The organism is Thalassolituus alkanivorans (assembly GCF_020447205.1).
Lineage (GTDB): Bacteria > Pseudomonadota > Gammaproteobacteria > Pseudomonadales > Oceanobacteraceae > Venatoribacter > Venatoribacter alkanivorans.
Window position 1 is genome coordinate 1 of sequence record NZ_JAJAEL010000007.1, and the last position, 14559, is coordinate 14559.

The 14559-nt window shown below is 51.4% G+C and carries 13 protein-coding genes; 2 read left to right on the forward strand and 11 right to left on the reverse strand.

Translation table 11 applies throughout. From position 1 onward, the window contains the following. The first annotated feature begins 924 nt into the window (after positions 1-924). Together LGT44_RS04625 and LGT44_RS04630 are read left to right on the forward strand one after the other, a co-directional pair. Complete coding sequence (locus LGT44_RS04625; RefSeq protein WP_268866388.1) at positions 925-1215, forward strand: SPOR domain-containing protein; 291 nt, start codon at positions 925-927, stop codon at positions 1213-1215. Positions 1216-1267: 52 nt separating this feature from the next. Continuing rightward, entirely contained in the window at positions 1268-1867 is a 600-nt protein-coding gene (locus tag LGT44_RS04630) for a hypothetical protein (RefSeq protein WP_230332217.1), read from the forward strand. Between the two features lie 19 nt (positions 1868-1886). Here LGT44_RS04630 and LGT44_RS04635 read toward each other — a convergent pair whose 3' ends face one another. The 11 genes from LGT44_RS04635 to tssA all read right to left on the reverse strand — a co-directional run bounded on the left by LGT44_RS04635 (position 1887) and on the right by tssA (position 14435). Continuing rightward, positions 1887-2285, reverse strand: coding sequence for a DUF4150 domain-containing protein (locus LGT44_RS04635; RefSeq protein WP_145468750.1), 399 nt, complete (start codon positions 2283-2285; stop codon positions 1887-1889). Positions 2286-2315: 30 nt separating this feature from the next. Beyond that, a complete protein-coding gene (locus LGT44_RS04640) occupies positions 2316-2858 on the reverse strand; it encodes a DUF3540 domain-containing protein (protein WP_230332218.1) in 543 nt (180 codons plus the stop codon). After that, a complete protein-coding gene (locus LGT44_RS04645; protein WP_230332219.1) occupies positions 2855-3925 on the reverse strand; it encodes a pentapeptide repeat-containing protein in 1071 nt (356 codons plus the stop codon). The genes LGT44_RS04640 and LGT44_RS04645 overlap by 4 nt, the downstream gene beginning before the upstream one ends. A gap of 25 nt (positions 3926-3950) precedes the next feature. Continuing rightward, complete coding sequence (locus tag LGT44_RS04650; protein ID WP_230332315.1) at positions 3951-6533, reverse strand: DUF2169 family type VI secretion system accessory protein; 2583 nt, start codon at positions 6531-6533, stop codon at positions 3951-3953. 2 nt (positions 6534-6535) lie between these two features. Further along, positions 6536-9427: a contractile injection system protein, VgrG/Pvc8 family gene (locus tag LGT44_RS04655; RefSeq protein ID WP_230332220.1), complete on the reverse strand. Its 2892-nt coding sequence runs from the start codon at positions 9425-9427 to the stop codon at positions 6536-6538. A gap of 187 nt (positions 9428-9614) precedes the next feature. After that, a complete protein-coding gene (locus tag LGT44_RS04660) occupies positions 9615-10628 on the reverse strand; it encodes a hypothetical protein (protein WP_230332221.1) in 1014 nt (337 codons plus the stop codon). 189 nt (positions 10629-10817) lie between these two features. Next, the gene (locus LGT44_RS04665) at positions 10818-11003 is read right to left on the reverse strand and encodes a hypothetical protein (RefSeq protein ID WP_230332222.1); all 186 of its coding nucleotides are present in this window, start codon (positions 11001-11003) and stop codon (positions 10818-10820) included. Between the two features lie 27 nt (positions 11004-11030). Beyond that, positions 11031-11939, reverse strand: coding sequence for a hypothetical protein (locus tag LGT44_RS04670; RefSeq protein WP_230332223.1), 909 nt, complete (start codon positions 11937-11939; stop codon positions 11031-11033). Positions 11940-12182: 243 nt separating this feature from the next. Continuing rightward, on the reverse strand, positions 12183-12845 hold the full coding sequence (locus tag LGT44_RS04675) for a hypothetical protein (protein WP_230332224.1): 663 nt from the start codon (positions 12843-12845) through the stop codon (positions 12183-12185). A 98-nt stretch (positions 12846-12943) separates the two neighbouring features. Then, positions 12944-13252, reverse strand: coding sequence for a hypothetical protein (locus LGT44_RS04680; protein WP_225692712.1), 309 nt, complete (start codon positions 13250-13252; stop codon positions 12944-12946). A 55-nt stretch (positions 13253-13307) separates the two neighbouring features. Next, the gene (gene tssA / locus LGT44_RS04685) at positions 13308-14435 is read right to left on the reverse strand and encodes a type VI secretion system protein TssA (RefSeq protein ID WP_145469064.1); all 1128 of its coding nucleotides are present in this window, start codon (positions 14433-14435) and stop codon (positions 13308-13310) included. Positions 14436-14559 lie beyond the last annotated feature (124 nt).

Genomic DNA, 14559 nt, shown 5'->3' on the forward strand with positions numbered 1-14559 from the left:
TCTTGAATTCTTCGGGGTAACGTTTGTTGCTCATGCTCACCTCTGTTTGAGTCATTTTCTCTAACTCAAAGGTGTCTAGCAAACTGGTGGCGATTCACTAATTTGCATGATGGCCGTGTTCTTTTCAGGGTGCCGGTGTTGCTGGATCACTTCGAATAGATGCTGTTGCTGGTCGGATGTAGGAACACGCGCCTGGCCTGATTTCGGCATAAAAACCTCAGAAGTGTAGAACTTTAATAATCCGTATAAATGTTATTTTAACGGATTATTGTGAAATACGCCCTACGAATGGCGTGATTTCTGAAGAAATCCCCATCATCTGAGCAGACTGATAGCTCGCTATCGGATCCTTCAAGGCTAATACGGCTGGGGGGTTCATCTGGACTTCATGGTGAATTACCGTTAGAGCGCCGATAGATATCTCCCGCCTAATCACTCCTTGGTGGCCATTCGCTGAACCATCAATGAATCGTATACAAGCCTGTAGGTTGCTGAGGCAATGGTTGTGGTGAGCTCACCTTGAATCAGTGGATTTTAGGAGAATTTATATGGCTAAAGGCGGCTAGACGCGCTGGTCAACGGGTTTAGCACTTTTTGTGATTCTTTAGTGTTTGTTGTGGAAAAGTTTAGCACTTGTTGTTGTCGTCCAGGACGACAGGCGGTCCGCATTTTACGCTTATACGCCTATTCCGATAATATCAATTATCGGAAATATAAAAGGTCGTTTGCACAGCCCTTCATCTGCAAGTAACCTCTGCACATACTCTGGAATGGAATCAGGAGTCCTTTCTGAAAGCATTTGGCCTGATCGTTATATTGCTGACCGCAGCCGGTGCGGGACTAACCCTGTGGCTTCCCGATTATCCTGCATCTCCTGTCGCATCTTCACTTGAGCTGCGTCCGGTCACCAATGCTGAGCTGTCCTTGTCCGGCCAGTTATTACCTGACTCTGCAACCGACGCAGATATCCAATATGGACTGCAGCTGTATATGAGCAACAGCCCTGCGGTGATTGAAGCTGAATTAAAGCGGCTCGAAACTGCAGCGGTTAAGCTGCCTTTTACGCCTGTTGTATTCGCCGTCAGTGAAGATGATCGTCACTGGCTTATACTGGCAGTTGGCCCCTTTGCGGAGCGCCCGGCTGCGGAACAGCTGCAGTACTCACTGATGGTTCAGGGCCAGACTCCCAGACTTATCGCCTGGCCGGCGGACTGAAGCACGCTGCGCCAGCCCGTTCAGAGAATCAGTACAGGACAAGGAAATGCCGATGAAAACACCACCGCCACTGCGGAATTACCAACAGATGGTGCGGATTGTCCGCAGCGGAGCGGACAGCTCCGGTTTTACCGCCGTTCCTTACCGTTTGGCTCAGGCTTATGGCTCTGAAGCTCCTTCGCCTGCTGATGTGCGCCTGCGCAGCCTGGATGAGTCAGGACTTAATCTGCGTACCAGTCGCCAGCCAGAACCCGCAGCAACGGATAATTACTTGCCGGTACGTGCAAACAGCACGCTGTTTCACCAGCTCCATGCTCAGGATCAGAGCTATCTGAATGGAATGGCCCCACCACAGACTGGCAGTCGCAGAGACAGCTATCCGGGTACTAAAAGCCGGGGCTATCTGAACAGTGATGCGCTGCCCGAGAGTGTCATTGCGGCAGCACCGCAGCCGCGGACAACGCATTCCGAATCTGCACATAAAGCGGGAAATCTGCAGGCTGAACCCACTGAGACCTCACAGCCTCAGCCAATGGCACCTGTACAGTCTGCACACCCTGCCCCAAAAGCCGGAAAACAAACCCGCCTGCCTCTGGTACAGGACGCGCCTCTCGATGGCATTCAGGGCGTGGGGCTGGATTTCTCACTCTGATCGCCAGCCACTGCTGGCGTCAGCTGAGAATCATGACCTTGACCTGTGATGGCGTCAGTGTTGTACCAACGGTATTGGGCAGCTCGCCATTATGAAGGCTGGGTGAAAGCATTTTGGTCGCAGGCATTACCATCTTGTACACCTTGAAACTGCCCAGCATATTTTTAACCGGCCCCATCATCATGCTGGAAACCACCCCCATCAGAACCCCTGCCTGGTCACCATTAGACAGCGGCACCGTGGTCAATAAGTTGTGATCCGGCATAGCTACCGTATACATATTAAAAATATTGGGAATGGCTGTAGAAGACATTCCGATATTCGGATATGGAATAGGCGTAATAACCGGCCCAATCGGTGTTTTGCAAACATCCAGTGCTGACAGATGCATTGCCGGACTTTGTGTGGTGGCAAACATAGTATTCTCCTGTTTTAAATTGTGGCGCTGTCAGCCCATATTGATGCGTTTGCCATCGATACGTACATCTTCTTCGGCTGTAATTAACTGCTGCTTTGCATTCAGGCGCAGAAGGCCGCGGGCGGTCAGATTCATATGACCAACCTGTTGGATCAGATTTTCACTCTGTTGAATAAGCGCACCGGAAAAACAGAAACTCCCCTGCTCTGCAGCAACCGATAATGTGTTGACCGAAGTCAGTTCCAGCGTATGCCAGGCACTCAGCTTCAGTTCGGGAGCATGGATATACAGCGGCTGATCACTTTCGAGAGACAGAGGGCGGGAAGCGTTATCACTTTTTTGGCGCTGCAGTATCTGAGTGATGAAAAATTCCGTACCGATGCGGACAAAATAAACCAGATCACCAGCCTCCGGTTTTATTAATAAACTGACGGCCTTTTGCGCTGTGAAATGCTGATCGATAATCCATTGGTCATTGCCAGCATCAATAGCGGTAATCACCCCGCTGTAGGCGTTTTCCAGTGGCGTCGGCTGATACTGATGGTGCAGTGGAAATTCTATACAGGGTGTCATGCGCTTACTCCGTAATCTGCCAGTTGTTTGTCCAGTTCCTGCTGATCCGGATCGGTCAGTAATAATTCAGCGGTGTTGCTGCCATTCCAGCGACAGCTGGTTTCTTTGCCAGCATGCAGATTGGTCCGCAAAAGCTGGACGTTGATAAAATCACAGTGCTGCAGTTGCGAGTAACTCAGATTGGCGTAGCGCATATCGCTACCGGAAAAATCAACTTTGCTGACCACTGCCAACTTAAACCAGGACTCCGTCAGGTAGCTGTTTTTAAAGCTGGTTTCACTCAGTTCGGCTTTTTGGAAATTAGCATTGGTCAGGTGTGCATTCGTAAAATGACATCCGCTGATCTGACTTTCGATAAACAGTGCCTGATTCAGATTGCAATCAGAAAAATCCACTTCCGCCAGCTGACATTTGGAAAAATTCGAATTGGCCAGATCCGCCGCACTGAAGCGGATGCGGGTAAACTGACTTTCAGTGCAGGTACAGGCCCGGAAGCGTACGCCCGACAGGTCTTTGTCGGTAAACCGGCATTGCAATAACAAGGCCTTTTCAAAGCTGACATTTTTCAGTGTGATGGTGGAGAAGTCGCTGTTCAGCCAGGAAATATTATTGAAGTCGCAGCGCTCCAGTGTCATGCCGGAAGTGTCAACTTCAGACATATTGACCGCATGAAAGGTACAGCCACTCCAGACACTCTGACTCAGATTACACTGGCTGAATGTTGTTGCCGTCAGCTTTACCTGCAGCCAGTGACTGAGACCCAGGTCGCTTTCGCACAACGTACTGCTGCCGCATTCCCCTCGCCATTGACTGTCATTAAAGATGCAACGGACAAAACTGGATTGCTGGATTGTATTATCAGTGAATTGTGAGTGGCTGAAATCACACTGAATAAATACCGTTCGGCTCAGATCGCAACCGGTCAGTTGAGTAGCTGCAAAAGAACAGTCAATAAAGACCGCTCCAACCAGGGATATGTCTGCCCAGGACTCTCCGGCCAGATCCTGATTCATAATGGTCTGGCCGCTGCTGATCAGCGTCTGAATCGATGCCAGTTTATTATTCATAGTATCTTCCCTGTAACAATGAGAATCAGATTAATGATGGATCAGGGCGCTGATCCATATGTTGGCGTCTGCTGTCATGAAATATTGCTTCCTTAGTATTGCAGTGCCGCAGCTGTACCTCACTCAGATCGGCGGCTGTAAAATCTGTACCAACCAGCGTACAGCTGCTGAAAAAGCTTTTCTGACAATCACAATGGCTCAGATCAGCGTGGCGCAGCAGGCAGTTATGCAGCAGCGAATGACGCAGGTCGCTGTTATTCAGCTTTGTTTCTGACAGATCACAATCCCTGAATACGGCATCGCGGATACAGCTTTGCTGCATATTGAGTTTACTGAATCCACAAATGTGCCAGCTGCTGGCGGTAAAAATGGCATGATTCAGTTCACCTTTGTTGCTGAACTGAATTTTCTCTGCCTGACAGCCGCTGAAATTGATATGGTCGGCCTTAATATCAATCATCAGGCAGCGATTGAGCTGCGCACGTTGCCAGTTTGAATGTTGCAGCTCAGCCTGAGTGAAATTCGTTGCGCTTACGGTTGCATCCTGCCAGTCGCTGGCCGGTAACTGCGCCTGAATAAACTGCCCTTCCCTGCAATGGATCTGCTGAAAAAGACAGCTGTTCAGCGTGGCCTCAGCTGCAATAAGACGATTAAGGGTTGCACCACTGAAATTGCAGCTATGCAGTTTTGCTGCAACCAGTAAGGTATGGCTGAGATCTGCGCCGGTAAAAACCGCATCATGCCCCTGCGTTCCTGATAAATTAGCGCGCTGCATGCGGGCATTACAAAAGCTGGCATAAGAGATATCAGCCTCCGTTAAAACGCTGCCATCCAGAATACAATGATCGAAGCAGCAGCCGCTCAGATCAGCCCGCTCCAGCATCACGGCAGTCATATCCTGTCCGCTGAAATCCAGACCGGCAAGATCGCCACCGGCAAGGTCACGCCCGGCCAGAGATTCTCCGGCATTCAATAAATCGACAACCCAGTCCCGGATCATCCGGGCACCGCTTGCGGGAAGAGGTTTGCTGAGCACAGTGCATTCCGGAGCCTGTTGCCGTGCCTGGCGCTGACTGTTTTTTTGCAGGTTTTCCGCTAACTGCAGTTGTTCTGAAGTACTGCGCCGACTGGCAGGAGATGTCGCGGCCATCAGCTGATCCGCAGGCTGCGGCTTAAACGGGCTGAACACCCGCTGTCTCATTTCGCTTTCTGATTCGGGGGCAAGGTTCTTCTTATATTGGCTGGCCTGCATCTGCTGCTGTTTAGCATCTTGCCGGGCTTTTTCTGCCAGCGCTTTGGCTTCATCGATATAGGGAGATAAGTCAATATCGCCACGATCAACCAGTGCCTTGGGGATCGGCGCAGGCTCTTTGGGATCATCAGCCAGTACTTGTTCGCGGATTTTATTTTTTTCTGTTTCGGATAATGGCTTATCGGCCAATATGTGTTTAAGCCAGTTCTGTTTTTTTTCCTGAACCTGAGCTTTGGCTTCAGCATAGAGCTGTCTGACTTCTTCCTCTTCGGCTGCATTTTTTTGTGGCAGCAGCTGCGACTCATTAAGAATGTGTCCGGCAGCGGTTTCAGGATCGGTTTTTTGTTTCAGAACCTGCTGGTAATACGCCACCGTGCGGACCGGGTCATCGCTGTGCTCATAAGCCAGTAACAGCTGGGTAGCATCAAGCCCCAGAGAGTTCTGAACGTGCAGCGTGCCACGATAAATCACCACGCCTATATCAAGATCAGGGAAAAACCAGACGGTATCGATGGCCGTGGCTACTTCATGGAATTCAGTTTCACCATCAACAATCTGATTAACAAAAGCACGGGCGTGTAATTGCGGCAGATGTCCCTGAATAATTGCTGACTCAGGATGCATGCCCTGTATCTCAAATGCTTCGCCGGGGGAAAAGAAACCTTTAATGTGCTGATCTTCACTTGCTGCATTAAAGAAAAGAGGATTGGTATCCAGCGGAAAACCCGGATGAATATTATCCAGCCAGCTTTGGTCAAATGTACCGTGAAAGCGGCTGCGCTGAGGCTGCATAACATCCAGAGGTCCAAAACTGACCGGAGTTCTGGGCGCGCTATCGGCCGCTGTTTTTTCATCACAGTGATAAATATTCGGCAACTCGAAGAACCCGTCTTTAGGGCGGTTTTCTTCGCTGATAATGCCCTTGCCTGCCGGGTTTTCGCTGAATCCGCCTCCGCCATAAGTCCGGCTGAAATCCAGTGACATGGAATGAAAAGGCCTGGGCGCACTGGCCTTGCGCAAAAAACGTCCGTTCCAGCGGCGATCACCAATTATCTGCAGTGTTTTTTTCAGTTTGCCTAATGATGCACTGACATTCATTCGCGTTACCGCATCTGCGTCTGGCGCATAAGCGTTACCAGCCAACAGCATTTCACCACAGGGTTTGGCGTAGCCCATATCCAGAATCAGCCCGGATGATAATGCCGGGTTAAGCTGAGACCAGCCCTGAGCTTCGGATATAAAGGTACGTGGATTTTTCAGGCTGAAAAATCCGACCACGCCAATCGCCAGCGTGTGACGATGAAAGTGGTAGGTATTGCTGACCAGACTGAGAGTGCGGGGTTTGATAATTTGCATAATCAAAGAATGGCCTTAATGCCGTTCAGTATTTCTGCCTGGGTTTCACTGATTTTTGCATGGGTGCAAAGCTTCATTTGTACCTCCGCCGGCGCTTCCTGCATTTTGATAACCGAACCTGCAGTGATTTCATTCAGAAAGGTGGTACTCAGATTGTTTTCGGTTTTGAGCTTGGTTCCCATGGTTGTTTCTATTTCAATCACCGAAGCAAGTTGAGTTGCAATATTCATTTTGCTGCCAATAAAAGTATCGATGGATGAGTTAGCACCTATCGTTGTTGAGATGTTGCTGCTGCCGGCCAGTTGCGTCGTTATGCTGCTTTTGACACCGATAAAGGTTTCCGTAGTGTTGCTGGCACCAATGGTGGTTGATGTTGAATTGGTCGCAGCTAACTGGGTCGATACGGAATTCTTGGCACCGATAAAGGTTTCAACGGTATTGCTGGCACCAATGGTGGTTGAGATATTGTTACTGGCAGAAAGATTGGTGGCGATACTGTTACTGAGGCTGAGGTTATTCTCAATCCGGTTGGATGCACCAATGTTGGTTGTGATCGCATTACTTAATCCAACCGAGGTGGATATTTCATTGCGGTTCCCTACCACGGTCGAAGTGTTGTTGGTATCTCCCGCGGTTGTTGTGGTTCCTGTGCTGTTCCCCGTCGTGGTGTTGGTGTTATTACTGTTGCCATTGGTTGTGTTTGACGTTGTTGTATTGCCGGTTTGGCTTGAGGTGTTGTAGTTGTCGCCAATATGCGCCGATTTATTAACCACCTTACCTACGGTCTTTGAATTTGAAAAAACCATTGCCGAGGTATCATCCCAGCCAGGGGGTTCCGCCCCATTGCCACTTAAATTTACGGACCGCCCTTTAGTGTAATTCTCGTTATAGCTGTCTCCCGTGTTTAACTGGTTGGCAATATCGACAATGGACTGCTCGGGAATATGGCCGCCGATAAAGCTGGGATTGTTCAGATCCAGGTTGCCGTCATACTCTCCGGTGACCGAGCGGTTAACGCTTTTTCCTGTGCGGGAAAAACTCTGGCTGGTGCCGGTATGGCTTACACCATAACTGATCAGGGCATGGCTTTCGTTATAACTGCTCCCCTGTGAAACCGATGCACTGAGCACTCCGGCATCCGCATTGTCACTCAGCGACAGGCTCCAGCCTCCGCCTTTGGAATAGCTGCTGTTACCGTACAGCGTGCTATCCATACCGGTTTTATCATAAGCACTTTCAACCAGCGCCGAAGCCTGAGATAAATCCGTCGCGGAATTATGGCCATAGCGGATGCTGATGCTGTCACCATAGCTGGTTGAATAACTGCTTCCCCATGAGCCGTTTACCTGCCATGAAGCATTGCGCCTGCCTGGTGGGGTGACGGTTTTTGAACCATGAGATGACAACACCTGCTGCAACTCTGGCTGTTCGCTTTCACCATCCCCGCGACCAATAGTGACCAGTGAATTGATTTCAGGAACCGTCTGCGAGGTTTTGGAAAGCGTGACCCAGTACTCTTTGCCGGTTGCCAGACGCACAAGACAGCCCCGCGCCTTGCTGATATCTCCATCAAAGCTGACCTGACCATCTTCCGGCTGGAAATTACTCTTATTAACAAAATATGAACTGGCCGGAGGCGTATGCTCAATCACCTTGGCAATAACACTGCCCTGGTGAGTGTTCTGCATTGAAAATGGTGTCAGCAGGGTTTGCTCAAGTGTTTCATTACCGGTGTACAGTTGCGTCGCTTCAACACTGCCGGAGTATGGACCGGTGGCATTCATTTTGTGCTGAATTTTGGTGACGATAAACACTTCGCCACTGAATTCAGGCCTGCCCATATTCCCCTCGTCCGGCACGGGTTCCCAAAGCGAAAATGAATACCCTGGGCTGAGTAGCGGACTGGTAACGTTACCGGTCAGAGTGCCTGCTTCGGTCTGGATTTGCTGACAGATTTTGGTGAACTGACCACGCGCCTCATCAGTATCTGCACCGTAGTCATAATAACGGTAACACTGATATTCCGTATTGCCGTGGGGTTGATTATCAATCCAGGGGGTATTGTCGCTGATGGCCATTTTGTTGGTATCCCAGGCAGCCTCTATACGACTGAGCATGGTGCGCACCATGGCTGGCATCATCTTGACCGAATAGCGCAGATCGCAGAATAAATCGCCCTGTTGTAATCCCAGTTTATCAATCGAAGTGTAGGTATAACGCAGCGGTAGCGGACCTGCCTGATATCCGGGAATAGACACTTTTTCGGTGGTCGCTGTTGTGTTTGAAAAGACCAGCGTCAGCTGATCTTTTTCATGAATAAAGAAATAATGGATACAGAATTTAGCAATAATTCTCTGGATGAAATCCATATCCGTTTCGCCAGCCTGCAACCAATCCTGAATGCGGGTCAGTGTCAGGCTGTCATCAAAATCCAGCTTTAAGCGGAAACGGTTATCCAGCAACTCCTGCGCAAAGACCTCTTTCAGAAGGTCACTGATGTTGCACTGGGTATAGATATGATAACGATTGCGCAGGCTCAGAATCTGCAGCGGTGATTGCACCGTCAGGGTGTAACAACCCGGAGCGGCGAGAGCCAGTTCGGTAATCAATCCACGAAAATAACGACGACCCTGAATGCAAAGCCTTGCCCAGCGACCGATATAACGGCCATCGAGCACCGGGCCGCGTTCAGGTTGTTTGCTTGTGTCGTCAGCACGTAATTCCACCGTCATCTGGAAAGGCTGCGAAATACCTTCCTGCCCCTGAATGGACTCAACCCGGAGGTACTGCTGATCAATGCTTTCCAGTGTCCGGTCGCCTTCGATCAAAACGGAAATGGCCGGTTGTTCGCTGTCCGTTTTTTCTATCCACATTGGGGGGTGCTGCGATGTCATAAGAAGCCCGTGCCGGTAAAGACGATAAGGCTACATAGCAGGATCGGTGCCATGGATGTTTGTCGTTCAACGCAGGAAACAGCGCCAAACGGATCACTTTGGTGGGGGCATGACGCGACAGGCGGGTGTTTTTTGACCCGGGAAAATGCCTCTTTGTCCCGGAGATTTTTTCTTCTGCAAACTCAGATCAGGAGCGATTGGAACGGAATGGCTGAGTGAAATAGCTGGTTGCCTCTCTTGCGTCCTGATCGGAATGTATGGCAGATCGTTTTTTTCGTGGCCCTGGCAAAATATCATTTCTTTTCGAAACGTAACCGCCACCACTCACTGCATTTTTATGCTGCCTTCTTGTGTCTCTTACCGGCGAAGTACAGCGCCCATTCGCCAGACGTCTGTCCTTCGGCAGCTTTTGGAAAAAACTCTGCATATGGGTATCGACTTCCTGTTGTTCGTTTGTCGATAGTCGTTGGTATTGATCTTCAACCCTGGCCTTCACCTCCTCACGATTTTGTTCCCAATGATCTCTTACATGCTGTGCTTTGAGCTTGCGGATATTGGGGGTTTTTGACGCCACTTCTCCTGGCGCCATACTTGCGACGGCAAAAGCACCAAAAGCAACCGCTGCAATGCCTGAGGTTAAATTTTTATTCTGTAATAATTCAACGGTGCTTTCCCGGAGCAGATCATGTGCAGACTTCTGCCCTGACTGCTTTACACCTGAACCAGAATGTCCTGCGCCACCGCCACCATCCCGCCTGGGAACCGAAAGCACCGTTTGGGCGGTATCTGTACGCAAGCCGTCACCGGCATGCATTACCGTGCTGACATTAGCTTCATAAAATTTTTTGTTGCGTAATGGCTCTGGAGCGTTTGATCTGAACTGGCTGATCCCTTTTTGTCCGTGCAATCGGGCAGTCAGATGATTAGCACTGTCGGTTGTCAGCCCTGCTTCGTGATACCCCGAACTGAAACTGTGCACTGTTGGATTGGATGGAACCCGAAAATAATTTTTTTTGCTGAGGCGCCCCGTTAAAGCGGCATTGACATCAACAAACCCTCGCAGGGTTTGTTGTGATGATGTCAGTGTTCGGTCCCTCTCTATTCTGTACCTGTGCGCCCTGCGCGGTTTCTTTATTGCTCTGATCGGCGCTACTGTGTTTGAATTTGTTGTCGCACTGTGCGGTCTCTTTCTTGATGGCATATAGTACCGACCTCAACTTTTCCGAACAATCTGTTTTCGGCCAGTTGTCTTTATGACGGACTGACTCAGATTTTCTAGCTGAGTCAGTGTCATGCAGTTGTTGTTGGTTCACAGCAGTCATCAATCGGGGCGCGATATCTCAGCGCCCCCAAGACTGAATCCAGGACACCAACCCCCGTTTCTGATTAATTACTTTTGCCGCTTTGCTGCCTGCTCCTGCGCATGACTCAGCGCGGTATAAAAAGTCGCCGCCCCGAGTGCTGCCTGGGTCAGGTGGTGACGCCTCAGTGCCGGACTGGAAACCAGGGCACGAAACCCCGATTCCATCGTATGCTGAAGACTGTTCTTGGCGATATCCCGGTTTGTTGGCCACATAAGTATTCCTTTGCTCAGGTTATTAAATTATTCAGCCGGATGCTGTTGAGGATGCTGCGACTGAGGGGCTTGTGGTGCTGGTGGATGGTTGGCCGCTGATGCCATCGGTGATGGATCTACCGCCGGGGCCGACGATGCTGCCGCGGCAGCATGCTGAACCCGGGGAACCATATCTGCTACTGACGGTGTACGAACCCGTTTATATCGTCCGATAACCTGCTGGTGTTGAGGGTCGTGTATTGGCGGCGGCACTTCGACACCCCCTCGTACATAGCGAACAGGATTGCCGCTCCAGGTCGGTGGCTGAGACCCCTGATCGGGTTCTGCCTGTGGCGCGAATAAGGCTGCATTATGAGTCTGATGACGGATTTCCTGCGAGGAGACCGAACCAAAATACCCACCACCCTGGCGCTTGGGATCGAATATCTGGCTCATATTCATACCATCAAGGCTCTGCACAATGGGCAGGCCTTTTTTCAGATTAAAATTCAGACCGCCTTTACTGGTAACGCCAAACATTCTCCGGCGTTCTTCGGCGGTCTGACTGCTTGAACTGCCCAGTGAGCGCGGCGGTGGTTTCACGTCCTGATATTCCTGATAACCCGCCATGTGCAGTTCGTATTCCCGCTGATGAGCAGAAAATCCCCGGGTTGTTCTCCGGATGTGTTCTTCACTCAGACCTCCGCGGGCCCGCGACAACATCGGATCAACCATATCATTCACTTTCATCGGCAGCTTCGCACCACCGGTTCCTATAATTCTGCTGCCATCGGTCCCGCGTTTGTTCTGATTGGATATCGAGCGCATAACGTCAGCGCGCGCACTGTCGATACCGTAAGCCAGTGTACCGGCCGGCAGCTGAGAAACCAGGTGGGCGGGAACCCCCGTTACCGGTTTTGACTTAGGTTTGCGCCCCCTGGCTTGCGGCGGTGGCATGCGCGACGAGCTCGCCACGGTGGCCCGTGAGGGTCCGGATGGTCTGGCTGATGGCGCCGCCATGGCACTCTGTGCAGTGTTGGTTCGGCGTGAAGATGAGCCACCTTGCGGCGCGGTCGTTGCAGTGGAACGCGGCGGACGTGGCTGGTTAGTCCCAGTAGAACCACTTCCGCCATTGTTGGGTGAGCCAGGCATATCAATCCCCCTTTTCAGGCTGTGTTATATCGGCTACGGAGTGCAACATCAGTCGGTTGCCGAGGTTTTAAAACCAGAAGGCACTGAGCCTCCGGCCAGTGCTTTGAGCCGGGGCGAAACCGGCTCTCCCAGCTCGTTCAGTGTGTCCCGGGTGTGTTGAGCAATCCGGAACGACACCGGGCTGGGCGAGCGCTTGCCACCTTTTTTGGTTGGCGGCAGCAAACGTGCATCCTGACGTTCGCCAATCGATGAGTTATTACTGGAATCCCCCAGAAAGAAATTATCGGGCGCGTGGTTAGCCATGTCGGTTGTCGCATCAAGAGCCAGTTTTTGCTCCTGTTTGGTCAGCGCCTTAGGAGCTGGGTCAGCAGCACGTTTGGCCAGCATCGTTACGAATTTTTTCCGGCGTTCGAGCTGCACTTTGCGTTTGAATTTGGGGCCTCCCATTGCGTTTGTCAGGCCGGTAAATGAAGCCAGGATCTGATTGCGCTTAGCAACAGGCAGACTGCTATCTCCGAGTTTATCCAGCGTTAGTTTTGAGATGGTGCGGAAACGCTTGTCCGATACACGATGACAAGCGGCAATACCATTGGGCAGGCGCCCGGCACCTGCTATAACCTTCCCGGCCCGGGCACGGACATTCTTGCCGACATAAGAAGGAGCGCCGGCTGATTTGGCCGCCCGCAGCGACGCATTACCCTTGCGGGCCATGATGTCACTTTGATTTTTTTTCCCCATACATCACCCGTTCTCATTATTAATGGCATTGTGGGTTTTAATGGTTTTGTCGGTGGTCACTGCCTGCCGCTCTACCCGCCCCGACCATGAGCCTGATACGTCAGGCCCCGGGTATTTTGGGAATGATCGCGGGCATTCATTCGATAGGTATTACCGTTGCGATCGGTATGAGTAATAGCCCCCAGTGCATTACCATGCATATGGAAGTTGGTAACACTGCCCCGCCGTTGTCTCGGTCCCCGCTGATGCTGCACGACCTCCATCTGTGTACGGCGGTTTCTGCTGATGATGGGGAATTGCCGGTGTGCATCCCCAAGATTCCGGCCACCGCGACCAATCATTGCCTGCATTTGTTGCGCATTAACATGAGTCTCTGGCATATCCCTTCTCCTTGCTCTTCTGCTACTACAATCCCTGACTTAAACGGAAAAACCGTTAATTAGCCTCGACACTTAATCCCATTAATTCAAAGATATTCAGCTGTCCGCCACGGTTCAGAAACAGCTCCTGATACAAATCCGGCGCCGACTGCTCGCCCCAGTGGCAGGCGGTATAAATCAGGTATGGCACCGGACTGTGCGGGTCATCCTGCATCAGAAACTCGGCCGCACGGTGCAGGCAGGCAAAAGCATCCGCGCGGTTTCTGATGGGGCCGTCACCGCCGGAGCCGCCATTACCCGCTCCGGACGCATGTTCGCCACCATCACTTACGCCGGAAGAACTGCCTTCATTATTGGTTTCACCTTCTGCAGCGGACAGGCTGACGCCGCGCCGTTTAAGTTCGCCGCTGATCATGGCCAGAATCTGATTCAGCAGCTGGCTTATTTCAGACAGGCTCGGACTGTGGTCGCCACAGGCGTTGTCCAGCCAGGCAGAGAGGTCATCGATAGCCTGCAAACCGTCCTGCAGCTGTTCATGCTGGTGCAGAAAGAAATTAACCGGCGTTGCAGCCATATGTTGTTTGAACGATTCACTGCTGGGGCCATCCAGACGCAGGTTATCGGGCTGTTGCCGCTTAAGTTGTTCGTGGCGTTGCGCTGTATCCCAGTCGTTCCAGCTGACTTCGATATCGTCAATCCCGGCCTGAGTCAGCGGAATCAGGCGCAGAGGCAGAGCCAGCTTTTCATTGATCCAGTTAATGGGGTTAGTGCGGAACTCAATATCGCCGTCTTCCATTTGCGGATACATGGTTTCCCAGTAGGTCTCACACAACGAACGGATCAGAACCGCGGCCGGTGCGATCCCGGCAAAGCCATAACGGTGAATACTGGATTCCATCAGCCAGACGCCCAGCTGCAGGTCCTTGCTTTTATGGCACAGCGCACTGAGCGCGGTCTGCTCCACACTTTCCCAGTCGGCTACTTTCAGTTCATGGGTCCAGATGCCCTGCGGCAGGGTCGGATCATCGGCGCGCCGGGCTTCCTTGATTTTGAAATACACACCGTTGTGGCGTACGGACTCACCGACCTGCCCTTCACCGATCGGCGCCAGCAGGTCATCAAGGGAGTAACCGTAAAACTGCTGAATGTACTGATTGATTTCAGCGTTATCTGTCTGTGGCATACGCACGGCGGCATCCTCCGGCAGGTTTCTGAATACTGCATGGCAGCAGCAGGGTTGCTCTTCCCGGGCGCTTCTCAGGTTTATCCCCTGCGCCACACTTTACGCAGGAGATATACGGCAGCGG

Bases quoted from the DNA above. Each gene is read 5' to 3' on its own strand.
- LGT44_RS04680 (WP_225692712.1), bottom strand. From the start codon at position 13,252: ATGCCAGAGACTCATGTTAATGCGCAACAAATGCAGGCAATGATTGGT.
- tssA (WP_145469064.1), bottom strand. From the start codon at position 14,435: ATGCCACAGACAGATAACGCTGAAATCAATCAGTACATTCAGCAGTTT.
- LGT44_RS04630 (WP_230332217.1), top strand. From the start codon at position 1,268: ATGAAAACACCACCGCCACTGCGGAATTACCAACAGATGGTGCGGATT.
- LGT44_RS04650 (WP_230332315.1), bottom strand. From the start codon at position 6,533: ATGCAAATTATCAAACCCCGCACTCTCAGTCTGGTCAGCAATACCTAC.
- LGT44_RS04645 (WP_230332219.1), bottom strand. From the start codon at position 3,925: ATGAATAATAAACTGGCATCGATTCAGACGCTGATCAGCAGCGGCCAG.
- LGT44_RS04670 (WP_230332223.1), bottom strand. From the start codon at position 11,939: ATGCCACCGCCGCAAGCCAGGGGGCGCAAACCTAAGTCAAAACCGGTA.
- LGT44_RS04675 (WP_230332224.1), bottom strand. From the start codon at position 12,845: ATGGCCCGCAAGGGTAATGCGTCGCTGCGGGCGGCCAAATCAGCCGGC.
- LGT44_RS04640 (WP_230332218.1), bottom strand. From the start codon at position 2,858: ATGACACCCTGTATAGAATTTCCACTGCACCATCAGTATCAGCCGACG.
- LGT44_RS04665 (WP_230332222.1), bottom strand. From the start codon at position 11,003: ATGTGGCCAACAAACCGGGATATCGCCAAGAACAGTCTTCAGCATACG.
- LGT44_RS04635 (WP_145468750.1), bottom strand. From the start codon at position 2,285: ATGTTTGCCACCACACAAAGTCCGGCAATGCATCTGTCAGCACTGGAT.
- LGT44_RS04655 (WP_230332220.1), bottom strand. From the start codon at position 9,427: ATGACATCGCAGCACCCCCCAATGTGGATAGAAAAAACGGACAGCGAA.
- LGT44_RS04660 (WP_230332221.1), bottom strand. From the start codon at position 10,628: ATGCCATCAAGAAAGAGACCGCACAGTGCGACAACAAATTCAAACACA.